Annotated in this window: 16 protein-coding genes; 9 read left to right on the plus strand and 7 right to left on the minus strand. The window is 73.6% G+C overall.

Annotated elements, in window-relative coordinates; genetic code table 11:
* Positions 1-123 precede the first annotated feature (123 nt).
* The 5 genes from ACTMTB_RS22315 (at position 124) to ctaD (ending at position 5875) form a co-directional block, all read left to right on the plus strand.
* On the plus strand, positions 124-1137 hold the full coding sequence (locus tag ACTMTB_RS22315) for a glucosyl-3-phosphoglycerate synthase (RefSeq protein ID WP_210778326.1): 1014 nt from the start codon (positions 124-126) through the stop codon (positions 1135-1137).
* A gap of 103 nt (positions 1138-1240) precedes the next feature.
* The gene (locus ACTMTB_RS22320; RefSeq protein WP_441148206.1) at positions 1241-2398 is read left to right on the plus strand and encodes a glycosyltransferase; all 1158 of its coding nucleotides are present in this window, start codon (positions 1241-1243) and stop codon (positions 2396-2398) included.
* A gap of 99 nt (positions 2399-2497) precedes the next feature.
* The gene (locus ACTMTB_RS22325; protein WP_441148207.1) at positions 2498-2962 is read left to right on the plus strand and encodes a DUF4383 domain-containing protein; all 465 of its coding nucleotides are present in this window, start codon (positions 2498-2500) and stop codon (positions 2960-2962) included.
* A 91-nt stretch (positions 2963-3053) separates the two neighbouring features.
* The gene (locus tag ACTMTB_RS22330; protein WP_441148208.1) at positions 3054-3782 is read left to right on the plus strand and encodes an ATP-binding protein; all 729 of its coding nucleotides are present in this window, start codon (positions 3054-3056) and stop codon (positions 3780-3782) included.
* Between the two features lie 89 nt (positions 3783-3871).
* On the plus strand, positions 3872-5875 hold the full coding sequence (ctaD, locus tag ACTMTB_RS22335) for an aa3-type cytochrome oxidase subunit I (protein ID WP_441148209.1): 2004 nt from the start codon (positions 3872-3874) through the stop codon (positions 5873-5875).
* A 158-nt stretch (positions 5876-6033) separates the two neighbouring features.
* Here the strand turns inward: ctaD and ACTMTB_RS22340 are convergent, their stop codons facing one another.
* Both ACTMTB_RS22340 and ACTMTB_RS22345 read right to left on the minus strand, forming a co-directional pair.
* The gene (locus ACTMTB_RS22340) at positions 6034-7173 is read right to left on the minus strand and encodes a SigB/SigF/SigG family RNA polymerase sigma factor (RefSeq protein WP_154937603.1); all 1140 of its coding nucleotides are present in this window, start codon (positions 7171-7173) and stop codon (positions 6034-6036) included.
* Between the two features lie 280 nt (positions 7174-7453).
* Entirely contained in the window at positions 7454-8824 is a 1371-nt protein-coding gene (locus ACTMTB_RS22345) for a hypothetical protein (RefSeq protein ID WP_441148363.1), read from the minus strand.
* 234 nt (positions 8825-9058) lie between these two features.
* Here ACTMTB_RS22345 and ACTMTB_RS22350 point away from each other — a divergent pair, with 234 nt between their 5' ends.
* Positions 9059-9289 carry a CDGSH iron-sulfur domain-containing protein gene (locus ACTMTB_RS22350; RefSeq protein WP_441148210.1) on the plus strand — a complete coding sequence of 77 codons (231 nt, stop codon included), beginning with the start codon at positions 9059-9061 and terminating at the stop codon, positions 9287-9289.
* Positions 9290-9354: 65 nt separating this feature from the next.
* On the opposite strand, the gene ACTMTB_RS22355 is transcribed toward ACTMTB_RS22350, so the two are convergent.
* The 3 genes from ACTMTB_RS22355 to ACTMTB_RS22365 are packed head-to-tail and all read right to left on the minus strand — an operon-like array spanning position 9355 to position 13330.
* Positions 9355-10407: an iron-containing redox enzyme family protein gene (locus tag ACTMTB_RS22355; protein WP_441148211.1), complete on the minus strand. Its 1053-nt coding sequence runs from the start codon at positions 10405-10407 to the stop codon at positions 9355-9357.
* A gap of 51 nt (positions 10408-10458) precedes the next feature.
* Positions 10459-12219 carry a thiamine pyrophosphate-binding protein gene (locus ACTMTB_RS22360; protein ID WP_441148212.1) on the minus strand — a complete coding sequence of 587 codons (1761 nt, stop codon included), beginning with the start codon at positions 12217-12219 and terminating at the stop codon, positions 10459-10461.
* On the minus strand, positions 12212-13330 hold the full coding sequence (locus tag ACTMTB_RS22365) for a baeRF2 domain-containing protein (protein ID WP_441148213.1): 1119 nt from the start codon (positions 13328-13330) through the stop codon (positions 12212-12214). The genes ACTMTB_RS22360 and ACTMTB_RS22365 overlap by 8 nt, the downstream gene beginning before the upstream one ends.
* Positions 13331-13474: 144 nt before the next feature.
* Between ACTMTB_RS22365 and ACTMTB_RS22370 the strand changes: the two genes are divergently transcribed.
* Positions 13475-14026: a hypothetical protein gene (locus tag ACTMTB_RS22370; RefSeq protein WP_441148364.1), complete on the plus strand. Its 552-nt coding sequence runs from the start codon at positions 13475-13477 to the stop codon at positions 14024-14026.
* Between the two features lie 39 nt (positions 14027-14065).
* Positions 14066-14947, plus strand: coding sequence for an alpha/beta fold hydrolase (locus tag ACTMTB_RS22375; RefSeq protein WP_441148214.1), 882 nt, complete (start codon positions 14066-14068; stop codon positions 14945-14947).
* On the opposite strand, the gene ACTMTB_RS22380 is transcribed toward ACTMTB_RS22375, so the two are convergent.
* Positions 14931-15269, minus strand: a complete 339-nt coding sequence (locus ACTMTB_RS22380; protein WP_350794221.1) for a DUF3817 domain-containing protein — start codon at positions 15267-15269, stop codon at positions 14931-14933. The genes ACTMTB_RS22375 and ACTMTB_RS22380 overlap by 17 nt on opposite strands.
* A gap of 165 nt (positions 15270-15434) precedes the next feature.
* Here ACTMTB_RS22380 and ACTMTB_RS22385 point away from each other — a divergent pair, with 165 nt between their 5' ends.
* Positions 15435-16913, plus strand: coding sequence for a glutamate--cysteine ligase (locus tag ACTMTB_RS22385; protein ID WP_441148215.1), 1479 nt, complete (start codon positions 15435-15437; stop codon positions 16911-16913).
* Positions 16914-16937: 24 nt separating this feature from the next.
* Here ACTMTB_RS22385 and ACTMTB_RS22390 read toward each other — a convergent pair whose 3' ends face one another.
* Positions 16938-18110, minus strand: a complete 1173-nt coding sequence (locus ACTMTB_RS22390) for a zinc-dependent alcohol dehydrogenase (RefSeq protein WP_441148216.1) — start codon at positions 18108-18110, stop codon at positions 16938-16940.
* Positions 18111-18129: the final 19 nt, after the last annotated feature.

Raw genomic sequence — 18129 nt, forward strand, 5'->3', positions numbered from 1 at the left:
CATCTGCCGGGAACCGGCTGGTGCACGGCCCGTGATCAAGCTGTTAGGCATGATCCGGTTAGCGCGCGGGCGGAGATGGGAAAACCAACTCCGCGTTTTCCGCCACGATCTGGGGGTGTGCCAGTGCGGGATACAGATTCGATCGTCTCACCAGTGGTGGAGGCATGGGCGACTTACCGGACGACTTCGGCCAACGACTGGCCGACGCGGCGGCTGATGCGGGCCAAGGGTGACACCCGGGTCAGTGTGGTGCTGCCGGCCCGCAACGAGGAGGTCACCGTCGGCGCGATCGTGTCGACGATCCGCGAACACCTGATGGACCGGGTCGCCCTGGTCGACGAGCTGATCGTGGTGGACTCCCGGTCCACCGACCGGACCGCGCAGGTGGCCCGGGCCGCCGGCGCGGAGGTGGTCAGCCAGGACGCGATGACCCGGGGGCTGCCCCGACTGACCGGCAAGGGCGACGCGCTCTGGGCCGGTCTGGCCGCCGCCGAGGGCGACGTGGTCGCGTTCATCGACGCCGACCTGCGCGAGTTCCGTCCGCACTTCGTGACCGGCCTGATCGGCCCGCTGCTGACCGATCCGTCGGTGGACTTCGTGAAGGGCTTCTACCATCGGCCGCTGGTCGGCGCGAGCAGCGTGGAGGCCGACGGTGGCGGGCGGGTGACGGAGCTGATGGCCCGCCCCCTGCTCAACCTCTTCTGGCCGGAGCTGGCCGGTTTCGTGCAGCCCCTCGCCGGCGAGTACGCCGGACGCCGGGAGGTGCTGGAGCAGGTGCCGTTCGTCTCCGGCTACGGGGTCGAGACGGCGATGCTGATCGACCTGCTGGAGCTGGTCGGCCTCGACGCCCTCGCCCAGGTCGACCTCGGCGAGCGCAAGCACCGCCACCAGGACACCGCGGCCCTGGGCCGGATGTCCGCGCAGATCATGCACACCGCCTGGTCGCGGTTGCAGCGCCGGGGCTGGGCCAGCCCCGGCACCATGCCGGCCACCATGCTCACCCAGTTCCGCCGGGGCGGCTCGGACGCGCTGCCCAACCTGGACCGGGAGATCGTGGTCAGCGACGTCTCCGTGGACGAGCGCCCGCCGCTGGCCCAGCTGCGGCACCGGGTGCCGCGCCGGCGGGTGGCGGCGTGAGCGGCGGGTCGCCGCGACGGGTACCCGACGGCCGGCACGAGCCGGCCGGGGGCGGAGAGCGGACGACCCATCGGGTCTCCGCCGAGGGAAGGACCACAACGCGATGAGCCTCACCGTCCTGATGAACGCCGGCCCCTGGTTGTCGGTGCCGCCCCCCGGCTACGGCGGGATCGAGAACGTCATCGCCACCCTGGTGCCGGAGCTGCGACGCCTGGGCGTACGGGTGGTGCTGGCCTCGGTGGAGAGCAGCACCCTGCCGGTCGACGAGAAGTTCTCGGTCTTTCCCGACGGGCAGTTCCACGCCCTGCAACGCCCCTACAACCAGGTGTGCGGCGTCTCCCAGGCCCACCTCAACGGGGTAATCCGGCAGCTGCACCACCGCGACGACATCGACCTGGTGCACGACCACGTGGAGGCGGTCGGGCTGGCCACCCTGGCCGCGATGGGGCCGGACGGCCCGCCCGTGCTGCACACCCTGCACTGGGACCTGGCCAAGCACCCCGAGCTCTACGGCAACCTGGACGCCGGTGACCGGGTCCGGGTCAACGGTGTCTCCGCCTCCCAGCTGGCCCGCGCTCCCCGGGCGCTGCGGGAGCACTCGGTGGGGCACGTGCACCTGTCCACCCCGTTGGCCGTCGGCGCGGACCGCACGCCGCGCCCGGAGAAGGGCGACTACGCGATCATCCTGGGGCGGATCAACCCGGGCAAGGGGCAGGACGTGGGCGCCCGGCTGGCCCAGCTGGTCGGAGTGCCGCTGGTGCTCGCCGGCCCGGTCGGGCCGTACCACCGGCCGGAGGACCTGGCCGCCGCCGGCGACGAGGCCCGGCAGAACCCCGACGTGCGCTTCTTCTACGACGAGGTGGCCCCGCACGTCGACGGCGAGCTGGTCCGCTGGGTCGGCACGGTGGCCGGTCAGGACCGCGACGACCTGCTGGCCGGGGCGAAGGCCTCGCTGTTCCCGCTGCGCTGGGAGGAACCGGGCGGCACCGCCGTGGTGGAGTCCCTCGCGCTGGGCACCCCCGTGGTGGCGACCGCCCGCGGCTGCCTGCCCGAGCTGATCGAGCACGGCCGCACCGGCCTGCTCACCACCGACGAGGACGAGCTCGGCGACCTGCTGCTGGCGGCCAGTCTGCTCGACGCGGACGAGTGCCGGCGGGAGGCCGCGACCCGGTTCACCCCGGCGATGATGGCGCAGCGCTACGTCGAGCTGTACGAGCGGGTCCGCGAGGGCGCCCGGGCCCGGCAGTTGCAGGTCGCCTGAGGCGTACCCCCTGCTCTCACGGGCCCGGACCGGCATGGTCCGGGCCCGTTTGGCGGGCCGGGAGGCGGGAACGCCACGGCGCGACGGAGGGAGCGCGCGATGGCCGGTCCGATGGCCCACTCCCGGGCCCGGCGCAACCCGGCGGACGGCCGCGCGCCGGTACGCCGGGCCGCCGCCACGGTCGGGACGGTGTTCCTCCTGATCGGGGCCCTGGGGTTCGTGCCGGGGATCACCAGCGACTACGCCGACCTGCGGCTGGCCGGGCACCAGTCCGGCGCCCAGCTGTTCGGGTTGTTCCAGGTGTCGGTGCTGCACAACCTGCTACACCTGGCCTTCGGCGTGGCGGGGCTGGCGCTGTCGCGCACCGTCGGGCTGGCGCGCGCCTACCTGGTCGGCGGCGGGGCGGTCTACCTGGTGCTGTGGCTCTACGGGTTGGCCGTCGACCAGCGCAGCGCGGCGAATTTCATCCCGGTCAACCCCGCCGCCGACGCCCTGCACCTCGCGCTCGGCGCGGGAATGCTCGCGCTCGGCGTGCTCACCCGACGTGACGGGGATCGCCACTGACCCGGCCACCGTATCCGGTCGGTCCGGTTTCACCCGGAGAAGCCCCGGGTACCTGGCTGGATCTGGGCATGCGAGCGGAATCGAGGGGCCGATGGCGAGCCGGATCAGCTGCGAGGTGCGCGACGAGTCCCCCGTGACCGTCGTCCACCTGCACGGCGCGCTCGACCTCGGCACGATGCGGTCGGTGCACACCGTGCTGGACCGCTGCCTCTCCGCCCAACCCGACGCGCTGGTGATCGACCTGGCGGACGTCACCGTCGCCGACCGGCTCGCGCTGTCCGTCTTCGCCGCCACGGCCCGCGAGGCCGCCGGGTGGCCGGCCGTGCCGGTGCTGCTCTGCGCTCCTCCGTCGGACGCCGCCGCCTGGCTCGCCGAGTCCACCGCCTGCCGGGTAGTGCCGGTGCACCGGAACTGTGCCGAGGCGACCCGGCTGGCCGGCGAGGTCGCCGCGCCCCGGCTACGGGCCCGGCTGGAGCCGGTGGCGACCGCCTGCCGGCGCGCCCGGGAGCTGGTCGGCGAGGCCTGCGGCCGGTGGAACGCGCCGGAGCTGGTCGGCCCGGCCTCGCTGGTGCTCAGCGAGCTGGTCGGCAACGTGGTGCGGCACGCGCACACGCCGATGCAGGTGACGCTGACGCTGCGCCGGCCGTACCTGCACGTGGCGGTGACCGACGGCAGCCGCAGCGCGGCACGGCCGAACAACCAGGGGCTGCGTGCCGAGGGTGGGCGCGGGCTGATGCTGGTCCGGGAATTGGCGCAGCGGTGGGGCAGCGCCCCGCTCGCCGACGGAAAGGTCGTCTGGGCGGTCGTGCCGGCGAATTGACCGAAATTCCCTCTCTCGCCTGGTTACATGGGCAGAGGGGCGGGTAGTCGCGCCCGTCCTTTCTGTCGTGACGACGGGGTGAGAAGCCAATGCCCAGACGGGTGACCACGGAGCCGGCACGAGACCGGGGACCCGCCATCCTGGCGCCGGCTCGGTTCGGCGGCTTTCCCGGCCCGCTCCGGCCGGCGCTGCCCGGAGACAAACTGATCAAGCTGCTCGGCACCACCGATGCCAAGCAGATCGGCCTGCTGTACCTGGCGACCTCATTCATCTTCTTCATCATCGGCGGAGTGCTGGCGCTGCTGGTCCGGATCGAGCTGGCCCGGCCGGGCCTGCAGATCCTCTCCGCCGAGCAGTACAACCAGTCCTTCACCATGCACGGCACGATCATGCTGCTGCTCTTCGCGACGCCACTGGTGTTCGGCTTCGGCAACTACATCGTGCCGTTGCAGATCGGCGCGCCGGACGTCGCCTTTCCCCGCCTGAACGCCCTCGCGTACTGGCTCTACCTGTTCGGCGGCGCCATCGTGGTCGCCGCGTTCGCCACCCCGAGCGGGGCGGCCGACTTCGGCTGGACGGCATACAACCCGCTCAGCGACGTGGAGAACTCCCCGGGCGTCGGCGCCAACATGTGGGTGGTCGGGCTGGCCCTCTCCGGCCTGGGCACCATCCTGGGCGCGGTCAACCTGATCACCACCACGCTCACCCTACGGGCGCCCGGGATGACGATGTTCCGGATGCCGATCTTCACCTGGAACCTGCTGCTGACCAGCGTCCTGGTGATCCTGGTCTTCCCGCTGCTGGCCGCCGTCCTCTTCGCGCTCGCCGCGGACCGGTTGCTCAACGCGCACGTCTTCGACGCGGCCACCGGCGGGCCGATGCTCTGGCAGCACCTGTTCTGGTTCTTCGGCCATCCCGAGGTCTACATCGTCGCGCTGCCGTTCTTCGGCATCATCACCGAGGTCATTCCGGTCTTCGCCCGCAAGCCGATCTTCGGCTACACCGGTCTGGTGCTCGCCACCATCGCCATCACCGTGCTGTCGATGACCGTCTGGGCGCACCACATGTTCGGCACCGGCCAGGTGCTGCTGCCCTTCTTCAGCTTCCTCAGCTATCTGATCGCGGTGCCCACCGGGGTGAAGTTCTTCAACTGGATCGGCACCATGTGGAAGGGACAGATCACCTTCGAGACGCCGATGCTCTTCGCCATCGGCTTCCTGGTCACCTTCCTGCTCGGCGGCCTCACCGGGGTGCTGCTGGCCAGCCCGCCGGCGGACTTCCACACCACCGACACCTACTTCGTGGTGGCGCACTTCCACTACGTGCTCTTCGGCACGATCGTCTTCGCCGCCTTCGGCGGGATCTACTTCTGGTTCCCGAAGATGACCGGCCGGCTGCTCGACGAGCGGCTCGGCAAGATTCACTTCTGGACGATGTTCCTCGGCTTCCACGCCACCTTCCTGGTGCAGCACTGGCTGGGCACCGAGGGCATGCCCCGCCGGTACGCCGACTACCTGGCGCAGGACGGCTTCACCACGCTGAACATGGTCTCCAGCATCGGTTCGTTCGTGCTCGGCGCGTCCACGTTGTTCTTCATCTACAACGTCTGGAAAACCTGGCGGTACGGGGCGATGGTCAACGTCGACGACCCGTGGGGCTTCGGCAACTCCCTGGAATGGGCGACGACCTGCCCGCCCCCGCTGCGCAACTTCGACCGGATGCTCCGGATCCGCTCCGAGCGCCCGGCGTTCGACGCCAAGTACGGCCCGCACGTCGCCGACCTGGGCCGGGACCTGCCGCAGCGCACCACCCTCCCGCCCCAGGAGTTCCGCGAGGAGCTGCGACACGAGCGGCACGTCCCGGAGTCGCCGGCGGCCGAGGGCGCGCACGGTGCCCGGGAGGCGGTGGAGTACCAGCCCGCCCCGCAGTCCGGGGCCCGGCCGGTCGAGGTACCGGAGCCGGAGGTGGTGCGCCGGCCCAGCTTCGAGCAGACCGACGAGCCGGAGGGGAACCCGCTCGGCGCCCAGGCGCGCCCGGAGTCGGACGAGCGCTGGCGGCATCCGCACACCAAGGGCGACCCCGAGGAGCAGTGACCGGGCGCTCGCCGCGCCGACGGGCACGTGGCCGTCACCACCGCGACTCGGTGGTGGCGGCCGCACCGTGTCGCCTCCCGTTGCTTCCCTCGCGCCACAGCGGGCAGCCGCCCCGATCCCGGCACGGGCGCGCCGTGCCGAGGTCGGGGCGGCAGTGATCAGGCGTCGGCGGTGGCGGGCAGGCCGGCGGCGGTGAGCGACCGGCGTACCGCGGGCTGGACCCGGGTCAGCCGCAGCGGGACGCCGGTGCGCGCCGCCGCGTCGCGGCCGGCCATCAGGGCGGCGATCCCGCCGGCGTCGACCCCGCCGGCGCCGTCCAGGTCGACCACCACCTCGCGGGGCTGGCCGGTGACCGCCTCCAGCATCACCCGGCGCAGCTGGTCGGCGCCGTCCCGGTCGATCTCGCCGCCGACCTCGACCACCACCCGGTCGCCGGTGCGCTTGAGCGCGATCCGGTTCCGGCCGGTCTCGCACTCGGCGGCGCCGTTCTGCCAGGGCGGCGGCGCGTCGGCGAGCATCGCCTGGCGCAGCCAGGTCAGCGCCCGGGACAGCAGCCGGGAGACGTGCATCTGGGAGATGCCGAACCGGGCTGCGATCTCCGCCTGGGTCTGGTTGCCGTAGAACCGCATGGCCAGGATGCGCCGTTCCCGCCAGGGCAGCCGGTGCAGCAGCCCGCTGACCGTCACCCGGTCGTCGACGGACTCCAGCGCGTTGTCGGACTCGCCGACCAGGTCGCCGAACTCGGCCGAGCTCTCCCCGCCCACCGGCGCGTTCAGCGAGGCCGGGCTGTAGCCGGCGGCCGACTCCAGCGCGGCGAGGATCTCCTCCTCCGGGGTCTCCAGCCGCGCGGCCAGCTCCGCCACGCTCGGCGCCCGGGACAGCTCGCTGGTCAGCGCCGCGGTGGCCTGCCCGACCTCCAGGATCAGGTCGCGCAGCCGGCGGGGCACGTGCACCCCCCAGGTGCGGTCCCGGAAGTGTCGTTTGATCTCGCCGACGATGGTGATCGCCGCGTACGCGGTGAACGAGCCCCGCTCGGGGTCGTACCGGTCGACGGCGTTGACCAGGCCGAGGCGGGCCACCTGCTCCAGGTCCTCCAGCGGCTCGCCGCGCCCCCGGTAGCGGCGGGCCAGCCGGCCGGCGAAGGGCAGGGCGAACCGGACGAGGTCGTCCCGGGCCTCCTGCCGACGCTCCGGTGGCAGGCCCGCGATTCGCGCCGCGTACGCCAGCGCGGCCGCGTCCAGGTCCTCCAGGCCGCGTTCCGTCGGCGGTGGTGTGGTTGTGGTGGTCTGTCCGAACATCCGCGCCTCCCTCAGGAAGGTCCCCCGCCCGGATGGGAGCCGGTCGTGCGCGTGGTCGGGCCACGCACCGGGCCGGAAGTTGGGTCACGTGCCGCGCCGGTGTCACCGGACGCGCGAGAGCGACGACAGCACGCTACGCGGCGTGCTCGATCCGTCGCAGCGAGCGGTGTTCCCGCTCCGTAGGTACTCAATCACGCGACCCCGGGTTCGCGAGGATGTTTCGCCAGCTCGGTCCGGCGGGTCGGCGGGAAACCGCCGGACGTCCGGTTTCCCGCCGGATTCAGGAGACGGCGAGGCCCATCGGAGCACCGTCCTCCCGCAGCGCGGCGACCGCCTCGGCCACCCCGATCGGCGGCGGCACCGGCAGGTCGTACGGCTGGTTGCGGAGCACCTCGGTGGCCCGGCGGGTGGGCACCGAGGCGATCGGGTAGCCCCGGGCGGCGGTGCGGTCGAGCGCCCGGCGGCGGCGGCCGAACGCGGCCACGGCGAGCCACTGGGGCAGCCCGGCGAGGGCGGGCGAGCGCATCCCCGGCGACTCCGGCAGCACGTCCACCGAGCTGAACGGCTCGCTGCCGGCCAGCCACAACTCCACCCCGTCGACGCTGCGCCGGGTGGCGTTCTCGCACCAGTACGGCACCAGCCCCGCCCGCACCACCTGCCACGGGTCGAGCAGCCGGCCGCACTCGACCACCAGCCGGTCGCCGGTCTTGCCGGCCCGCCGCAGCCAGCGCCGGTACAGGTCGGCGACGGCCGCGCTCAGCGCCGTGGGCTGCGGGACGTGCACCTCGTGCAGCCCGTGGCCGTGCCGCCGGCCCCAGTGCCGCGCCCCGTCGACGAAGCCGGGCTCCACCCCGTGCTCGGCGTGCTCCCCGGCGGCGGAGACCTCCGGCGGTTCCCAGTGCCCGCCGTCGCCGCCGGCCGAGCGGAGCACCTGGCGCAGCGCGTGCGAGTCGGGGTGGAAGTCCACCGGCTCCAGGCCGCTGCCCGGGCAGCCGAGCTGGAAGCTGTGCCCCTGCCCCTCGTCGCTGACCGGCCAGGTGCGCGCGTCCCGGACCACCACCAGCGACGCGGCGGGCTCCAGGCGGTCGGCCAGGAAGCGGGCGTACGCCCGGGGCAGGGCCTGCCAGCGGGCCACCAGCGACACCGTGGACCCGGCCAGCGCGCCCCGGCTGGCCGGGCAGTGCACCTGCCGCAGGTGCAGCTCGGGGTTGCCGGCCAGCACCCGGGCGGCGAGCGCCGCGCCGTGGTCCAGGGCCGCGCGCGGCCGGTCCACCGCGCCGCGGGTCCAGTGCGCGGTCATCTCGAAGGCGGCAGGCAGCCACGGTACGCCCAGGGCGACCGCCAGGTGCACCGCCGAGGCGTGCGGGGAGCCCAGCACCACCCCGGGGTACCGGCGGCGGGGGTACTGGTCGACGATCCACCGGGCGACCCGCTCGGCGTCGACCTCGGCGGTCTGGTCCGGGGTGAGCGCGACCCGGCCGGCGGCCCGCGCGGCGGCGGCGCGGCGGACCGATTCGGGCGCCGCGGTGAACCGGGACAGCGGCGTCGCCTGGCCGAGGTCGCCGCAGTCGACGCCGCGCAGGGCCCGGGCGGTGGCCGCCACCAGCACCCGCGCCGTACTGCCCGCGGCGACGACCCGGTCGCCGGCCATGCCGGCGCCGTCTGCCGTCAGCCCCTTCTGCACCTTGGGCACCGGCCCCACCTTGCCTCGTTCGCTCACCACGCGACCCGGCTTCCCGTCCGGATGGGGTCTAAACGGGCATTGGGGGCAATGCTCGGGTGGGCGGCGGTACGCCGGTCCGGGGCGCTCGGGTGAGTCGACGCCCACCGGCGTCCGGCCGCCCCGGCGGGTTTCGGCCGGGCCGGCAGGGGCACATCCGGTCCCATGAGCGCCGAGCACCCCACCGCCGACGCGGCGGCGACCATCACCCCCTACGAGGACGGACCGCTGCTGGTCCGGGGCGACTTCGCGCTGGTCACCCCGGACGGGCGCAACATCGACGCCCGGCGGGGCACGGTGGCGCTGTGCCGGTGCGGCAAGTCGGCGCTGAAGCCGTTCTGCGACGGCACCCACAAGGCGATCAACTTCCGCGCCGGCACCGACCGCGAAGGCTGACCCACCGCCCGGAGGGCAGGCCCGCTCAGCGATGCGGCGGGCGCGCGGCGTGGTTGCCGGTCGGCTCAGGCGGCCACGGCCACCCGGGAGGGCTCGGCGACGGCCCGCAGCGACGAGCCGCCGGTCGCCCACGTGTCCAGCAGGTGGCCGGCGAAGAGCCGGTCTACTGCCAGGGCGGCCGCCGCGCCGAACAGCACGTCGGCGGCGAGGCCGGGCTCGGTGCGGACCAGTCCACCGCAGAGGTCGTGCGCGGCGATCTGCTCGTGCACCGCGTCGGCCTCGACGTGCTCGTCGTAGAAGCGGGTGGCCGGCTCGTCCAGCCCGAGGCGGCGCAGGCCGTTGCCGTACCGGCGGTTGGGCAGCGAGGACGTCATCTCGAAGGCGGCGAGGTGGCCGAGCAGCGCGCCGCGCAGCCGCCGGTGCAGGCCGAACAGCGAGATCACATTGTTGGTGGCCAGGGTGACGGCGGGCACCAGGTCCAGGTACGCCGCGTACCCGGTGTCCAGGTCGAGCCGGTCCAGGGTGCGACGGAACAGCTCGGCGTGCATCCGGTCCAGCCGGCCGTTGCCGTACTCGTCCATCTGGATCTCCACGAGCGCGGCCTTGGCCGGACCGGCCAACCTGGGCAGGCCCCAGCTGTGCGGGTCGGCCTCCCGCAGGTGGTAGATCGACCGGTGGGTGACGAACTCGCGGAACTGGGCCAGCGTCGCCCGGCGCTGCAGCGCGGCGGCCAGCGACGGGCCGTCGGCGGCGGCCACCAGGTCGGCCAGCGCGCGCGGCACCCCGCCGGGCAGCACCGCCGGCAGCCGGCCGACCAGCCGGCGCAGCGCCGCCTCGAAGGGCCGCTCGGCGACGGACCGCAACGCCAGCAGCGACGGCTGCCACTCCCAGTCCTCGTCCACCCCCTGCCAGCCCCGGTAGTGCAGCTCGTAGCAGAGGAAGAGGGTGAGCTGGAGGTCCTCGTCGACCACCGGGTCCGCCGGGTCGAGCTCCGCGCCCAGCCCGGCCGGCAGCTCGTGCGGCGGCCGGACCAGCGCCTCGATCACGGCGGTGGAGACCGGGCCCCGGGGCTGCGGCAGCGGCGCGGGGCCGTAGCGGCGGTCGACGGAGTCGGACATGGAACCTCCCGGTGACGACTGGGGGTCTCCTGATGCCCTGCCCCGATTGCCCTAAACGAGGTCCTCCGCCTCCACGGTCATCCGGGTGGCGAGCATCCGCTCGCGGACCCGGCGGGCGGCGTCGCCGTCGGCGAAGACCCCCCGCAGGTCGGCCAGCGCCGGTTCCGGCGGGCGCAACGGCACCTCCGGGTCCACGACCGCCTCCAGCACGCACGGCCGGTCCGCGGCGAGCGCCTCGTCCCAGGCCGCGCCGACCAGGTCCGGCCGGTCGACCCGGACCCCGTGCAACCCGAGCAGCCGGGCCCAGCCCGCGTACGGCACGTCCGGGCGGCGGTGGGTGGCGTCGGTGACCTGTCGGCCGCCGCCCATGCCGGACTGGTCGCGGTTGTTGAGCACCAGCACCACCAGCCGCGGATCCGCCCACTCGTGCCAGCGGTGCGCCACGGTGATCAGCTCGGCGAGGCCGTTGAGCTGCATGGCGCCGTCGCCGAGCAACGCGAGCACCGGCTGGTCGGGGTGGGCGAGCTTGGCGGCGAGGGCGTAGGGCAGCGCGCAGCCCATCGAGCCGAGCGTGCCGCAGAGCTGCGCGTTCACCCCGGGCGGCAGCTCCAGGTGGCGGGCGTACCAGTAGATGACCGAGCCGACGTCGACGGCGACCGCGCCGCGCCGGGGCAGCCGGTTGGAGAGTTCGTGCAGCACCAGCTGCGGGTTGACCGGCTGGGCGGGCGCCTCGGCGCGGGCGATCGATTCCTGCCGCCAGCGGTCCACCGAGCCCTCGACGGTGGCGCGCCACTGCCGGTTCGGCTGGTCGTGCACCCGGGTGAGCAGCGCGCGCAGCGTCTCGGCGGCGTCGCCGACCAGCGGCACGTCCACCGGGTAGCGGGTGCCGATCCGCCGCCCGTCGATGTCGATCTGAACGGTCCGGGTCTGCCCGGCCATCGGGAAGTAGTCGGTCCACGGGTCGTTCGTGCCGACCAGCAGCAGCGTGTCGGCGCCGCCCATCAGCTGCGCGGCCGCCGTGGTGCCGGCCTCGCCGAGCACCCCGGTGTGGAACGGCAGCCGCTCGTCGAGCACCGGCTTGCCGAGCAGCGAGGTGGCCACTCCGGCGCCGAGCCGGTCGGCCAGTGCCACGACCTCGTCCTCGGCGCCCCGGGCGCCCTGACCGACCAGGATCGCCACCCGCTGCCCGATGGTGAGCAGCGAGGCCGCGGCGTCCAGGTCCGCGTCGTGCGGCAGCACCCGGGCCAGCGGCTCCCCCGGCGTCGCGGTCAGCACCCCGGCCGCCTGCGGCTGGAGATCGGGTACGGCGCTCTCCTGCAACTCCCGGGGCAGCACCACACAGGTGGGGCTGCGGGTGGCCGCGGCGGTCCGGAACGCCTGATCCAGCAGGACCACCACCTGCCCCGGAGTGCGGCCGTACCGGACGAACTGGTTGCACACGTCGCCGAAGAGCCGGCTCAGGCCGATCTCCTCGTGCGCGCCGCCCAGCGGGCCGGTGACGTCCTCGCCGACGATCGCCACCACCGGCTTGCTGTCCAGCTTGGCGTCGTACAGGCCGTTGAGCAGGTGCACCGCGCTGGGGCCCTGGGTGGCCAGGCAGACGCCGATCCCACCGGTGTACTTGGCGTGCCCGGTGGCCATGAACGAGGCGGTCTCCTCGTGGCGGGCCGGCACGAACTCCGGGTCACCCCCGGCGGCGTCCAGCGCCTCGACCAGCGGGGCGATGGCCTCGCCCGGGTAGCCGAAGGCGCGGGGCACCCGCCAGGCCCGCAGCCGGTCCACCACCAGGTCCGCGACCGTCCGGTCAGCCATTGCCGCGCCCGGGGGTGCCGGCGTCGACGTAGCGCAGCACCGCGCCGATGCCGTCGGTCAGGTCCGGTGCCTCGTCCCGGCCCAGGACGGCCAGCTCGGCGTCGGTGCCGACCAGGGCGCGGACCAGGGCCGCGTCGGCGCGGACCTGCTGCGGGTCGCGCACCGCGGGGAGCTGCCCCGGCTCGATGGCGATGTCGGTCGGCTCCGGACCGATCCAGAGCTGACCGGTCGCCGACGGGTCGTCGACGATGAGCATGGTGTCGACCTGGTTGCGCTGCAGGGCGGCCACCACGGCCTCCAGCCCGGCGCCCACGTCCTCCTGCATGCCGAAGCGGTCGAGGGCGGCATTGATGTGCTGCTCGGCGACCTCGGCGATGGCCTGCACGGTGATGTCGTCCATCAGCTGCGGGTCGGCACCGCCGGCGCGCGCCCCCGCGTCGGTACGCACCAGCACGTCCTGCCAGCGGGTCGGCAGCTGCGCGGCGATCATGCCGGTGGCCCGGACGTCCCCGGCCACCACCACCACCTCGGCGCCGACCTGCTCGGCCAGTTGGACGGTGGCCGCGACGGCGTCGCCGGCGTTGTGGTGCCACGCCTCCACCGCGGAGCGCTGGTAGCGCGACTGGGACCAGCCGCCCGGCTGGACCCGGCGCAGCTGGCCGCTCTCCCGACCGGCGACCTGGGCCCGGCGGGGCACCCCACCGGCGCTGATCGCGATCGCCTCGGCGCCGGTCCGGTCGGCCAGCACCCGGACCCAGGCGATCTGCTCGCCTCGCTGGGCGACCAGCGGCATGGTGTGCGGCAGGGCGGACCAGACGGCCAGGTTCTTGAACGGTGGCGCGCTGAGGTACTCGGTGAGCACCACCCGGCCACCGGTGGCGAAGATCGCCAGGCCGTAGTCCCCGGGCATCGGGTCGTGTCCGCGCACCACCTGCCCGATCGCCTCGACGGTCACCGCGTCGGCGCCCTGCTCCAGCAGGCGCCCCTTGAGGTCCCGCCAGCGGAGGTCCACCTGGGGGTGGGCGTCGTGGGTGTCCCTGGAGGCGTCCAGGTAGACCGAGCACCACGGCCCGGGACGGTCGTAGAGCGGGCGCAGGAAGGACAGCTGCATGCTCAAGACCCCTTTCCAGCTCGGCCGCACGCTTACCCGCGCCACCGGGGATGTCACCTCGCCGGCACGTCCGCGTGACCGGGGTTCATTCACGTCGTTCGACCGGGGCGACCGCTACCATCAGTGCACGTATCCGGACTCTCGGTGGTGGCCATGGACAGCGATCTCCGGCTCCGCGTCGTGCATCCGACGCAGCGGATCCTCACCGGGCGGGTCGTCCGGTTGCTGGAGGGATATCCCCGCGAGGTGCGGGTCGGCCAGCCGGTGCTGGTGGCGGTGGTGACCGCGGCGAGCGTGGTGGGGCTGCTGATGCTGCTGGTGCGCAGCCTGCTCTCCACCGGTGGCGGGGGCGGCGCCCGGCGCGGCTGGAAGGACCTGAAGAAGGGCCCGGAGTTCCTGGTCACCCCGCTGCGGGTGCGCGACGCCGCCGGCCTGCTCTACGAGGTGGAGCTGCACGGCCACCTGCCGCAGAGCGCGCTGCACCCGGCCGACCACGTGCAGCTGACCCTGCGCCGGCAGCCCGACCGGGACCTGCCGCCCCGGGTGGAGCGGATCGTCAACGTCACCACCGGGCAGCTGCTCACCCCGCGCACCGCGACCGTCTGGTCGCACCTGGGGCCGCCGCTGCTGCTCCAGGCGCTAATCGGCGCGCTGCTGCTCGCCGGCGTGGCGGCCTGCTCGGTGGTCACCGGCTGAGGGGTTTCCCGGCCCGCCGCCCCGGGCACCGGGGACGCCATGTTTCCCGGATTCGCCCTGGAACACATCGACGTCGGCCCCGTCCGGCTGCGGGTACGGCACGGCGGGTCCGGCCCGCCGGTGGTGCTGCTGCACGGGCACCCGCGTACCCACGCGACCTGGCACCGGGTGGCGCCGCTGCTCGCCGACCGGTTCACCGTGATCTGCCCGGACCTGCGCGGCTACGGTGGCTCGTCGAAGCCGCCGCCCGGCCCCGACCACGCCGGGTACGCGAAGCGGGCAATGGCGGCCGACGTCGTCGGCCTGCTCGACGCCCTCGGCCACGACCGGGCGGCGGTCGTCGGCCACGACCGGGGCTGCTACGTGGCGATGCGCACGGCGCTGGACCACCCGGACCGGGTGAGCCGGCTCGGCGTCCTCGACGGGGTGCCGATCGGCGAGGCGCTGGCCCGGTGCGACGCCCGCTTCGCCGCCCGCTGGTGGCACTGGTTCTTCCTGGCGCAGTCGGCCAAGCCGGCCGAGCGGGTGATCAACGCCGATCCGGACGCCTGGTACGGCGGCTCCCCGGCCGAGATGGGTGCGGAGGCGTACGCCGACTACCACCGGGCCATCCACGACCCGGCGACCGTGCACGCGATGTGCGAGGACTACCGGGCCGGCCTCGGCCCGGACCGGGCGGCCGACGAGGCCGACCGGGCCGCCGGGCGGCGCATCGGCTGCCCGGTGCTGTTCTGTTTCTCCAGCCGTGACGACATGGCGGAGCTGTACGGCGACCCGGCCGCGATCTGGCGTGAGTGGGCCCCGGACCTGCGGGTGGCGTCCGTCGACTCCGGGCACCACATGGCGGAGGAGGCGCCGGAGCAGCTCGCCGCCGTGCTGGGCGCGTTCCTGGCGACCGAGGCGGTTAGCCGACCGGGGTGAGCGGGCGGGCCGGCTCGGGGACGGTGCGGAGCATGCCCCGCCGCCGGGCCCAGCGCTCGAAGAACAGCGTGGCGAACGGCGGCACGGCGCTGACCAGGGCGACGGCGGTGACCGGCAGGCTCCATCGGTGGGTGCGGGCCATCACCAGCACCAGCAGTCCGTAGGCGACGAAGAGTCCGCCGTGGATCGGTCCGAAGATCTTGACGCCGATCTCGTTGGCCGGTGGGCCGTACTTGACGGCCATGCCGACCAGCAGGGCCAGCCAGGAGCACGCCTCGGCGATCGCCGCCGCCACGAACAGCCGGGTCGTCTTCTCACGCATCGGGCCATGCTAACCAGCCGGGTCGCTCGACCCGGGGCGGAACCGCAGCGGAGGGACGGGGATCACGGAGGCCGCGAATGGGTAGGTAAGAGCCCTTCGGGTCTTCCCCGCCCACGCCGGAACGTGCGAGGTTTGGGGGAACCAACGGTGACAGGGTGGTGACCAATGGGCGAAGACGTCGGCGTGCGGACCTTCAGCCGAGAGGACCGGGCCCGCTACCGCGAGAAGGTACGCCGCTGTCTGGACGTCTTCGCCGAGATGCTGCGCGAGTCGCGGTTCGACGTGGAGCGGCCGATGACCGGGCTGGAGATCGAGCTGAACCTGGTCGACGAGGAGTCGATGCCGGCGATGCGCAACGCCGACGTGCTGGCCGCCATCGCCGACCCCAGCTTCCAGACCGAACTGGGGCAGTTCAACGTCGAGATCAACGTGGCGCCCCGCCGGCTCGCCGGCACCGGCACCGCCGAGTTCGAGGAGCACGTCCGGGCCAGCCTGAACGCGGCGGAGCAGAAGGCCCGCACGGTCGGCGCGCACATGGTGATGATCGGCATCCTGCCCACCCTGCGCCCGGAGCACCTCACCGCCGCGACGCTGTCGCACAACCCGCGCTACGAGCTGCTCAACGAGCAGATCTTCGCCGCCCGGGGCGAGGACCTGCGGATCTCGATCAACGGGGTGGAGCGGTTGGCCACCACCGCGGACACCATCACCCCGGAGGCGGCCTGCACCAGCACCCAGTTCCACCTCCAGGTCAGCCCGGCGCAGTTCGCCGACCACTGGAACGCCGCCCAGGCGGTCGCCGGCATCCAGGTGGCGCTCGGCGCGAACTCGCCGCTGTTCTTCGGCCGGGAGCTGTGGCGGGAGACCCGCATCCCGCTGTTCCAGCAGGCCACCGACACCCGGGCGGAGGAGATCAAGGCCCAGGGGGTACGCCCCCGCGTCTGGTTCGGCGAACGCTGGATCACCAGCGTGTTCGACCTGTTCGAGGAGAACGTCCGCTACTTCCCCGCGCTGCTGCCGGTCTGCGACCGGGAGGACCCGGCCGAGGCGTTGGCCGCCGGCGGGGTGCCGAAGCTGGCCGAGCTGCGGCTGCACAACGGCACCGTCTACCGGTGGAACCGGCCGGTCTACGACGTGCTCAAGGGCCGCCCGCACCTGCGGGTGGAGAACCGGGTGCTGCCGGCCGGGCCGACGGTGCTGGACACCGTCGCCAACGGCGCGTTCTACTTCGGGCTGGTCCGGGCCCTGGCGGAGTCCGACCGTCCGCTGTGGTCGCAGATGTCGTTCAGCGCCGCGGAGGAGAACTTCACCAACTGCGCCCGGCACGGGATCGACGCGCAGGTCTACTGGCCGGGCCTGGGCTACCTGCCGGTGACCGAGCTGGTGCTGCGGCGGCTGCTGCCGCTGGCGTACCACGGGCTGGACCGGTGGGGGGTGGACCCGGCCGAGCGCGACCGGCTGCTCAGCATCATCGAGCAGCGCTGCCTGACCGGGCGCAACGGGGCGACCTGGCAGGTCGAGACCCTGCACCGGCTGGAGTCCGCCGACCACCTGGACCGGCCGGCGGCGCTGCGCGAGGTGGTCCGCCACTACGTGGACCTGATGCACAGCAACCGCCCGGTGCACGAGTGGCCACTGCCCTGAGCGGCGGACCAGGCCCCGGGGCCGTCAGACCTTGAGCACCACCTTGGTGCAGTCGTCCTGCTTCTTCTGGAAGATCTTGTAGCCCTTGGCCGCGTCCTTGAGCGGCATCCGGTGGCTGATGACGAAGCTCGGGTCGATCTCGCCCTTCACGATCCGCGCCAGCAGCGGCCGGGTGTAGCGCTGCACGTGGCACTGCCCGGTCCGCATGATCAGCGAGCGGTTCATGAACGCGCCCATCGGGAACTTGTCCACGAACCCGCCGTACGCCCCGATGACCGAGACCACTCCCCCGCTGCGGCAGGCCAGGATCGCCTCGCGCAGCGCGAAGGGCCGCTCGGTCTCCAGCCGGCCGGCCTGCTTCACCCGGTCGTAGGCGTACATCGCAGCGTTGCCGTGGTGCCCCTCCAGCCCGACCGCGTCGATGCAGGCGTCCGGGCCCCGGCCGGCGGTGAGCCGGTTCAGCTCGTCCAGCACGTCGAGCTGCTCGTAGTTGATTGTCTCCGCGCCGGCCCGATCGGCGGCGAGCCGCAGCCGGTACGGGTACCGGTCGATGACGATGACCCGCTCCGCGCCGAGCAGCCGGGCGCTGGCGGCGGCGAGGAGGCCGACCGGCCCGGCGCCCCAGACCGCCACCACGTCGCCGGGCGTGATGTCGCACATCTCCGCCCCCATGTAGGCGGTGGGGAAGGCGTCGGCGAGCATCAGCGCCTGGTCGTCGGGCACCTCGTCGGGGATCTTGATCGGGCCGACGTCGGCGAACGGCACCCGGGCGTACTCGGCCTGGCCGCCGGCGTACCCGCCGAGCAGGTGGCTGTAGCCGAAGATGCCGGCCGGCGAGTGGCCCATGATCTTCTCGGCGATGCCGGCGTTGGGGTTGGAGTTTTCGCAGACCGAGTAGCGGCCCTGCTGGCAGGAGGCACAGTTGCCGCAGGCGATCGGGAACGGCACCACCACCCGGTCGCCGACGGCGAGGTTGTCCACCTCCGGACCGACCTCGACCACCTCGCCCATGAACTCGTGGCCGAGGATGTCGCCCTTGCGCATGGCCGGGATGTAACCGTGGTAGAGGTGCAGGTCGGAGCCGCAGATCGCCGTCGAGCTGATCTTCACAATGGCGTCCCGCGCGTTCATGATGCGCGGGTCGGGCACGTCGACGACCTTGACGCTGTCCGTGCCCGTCCAGGTGGTGGCTCTCATCGTCTTTCCTTCGCGGTGG

The organism is Micromonospora sp. L32 (assembly GCF_052068055.1).
GTDB classification, from domain to species: domain Bacteria; phylum Actinomycetota; class Actinomycetes; order Mycobacteriales; family Micromonosporaceae; genus Micromonospora; species Micromonospora purpureochromogenes.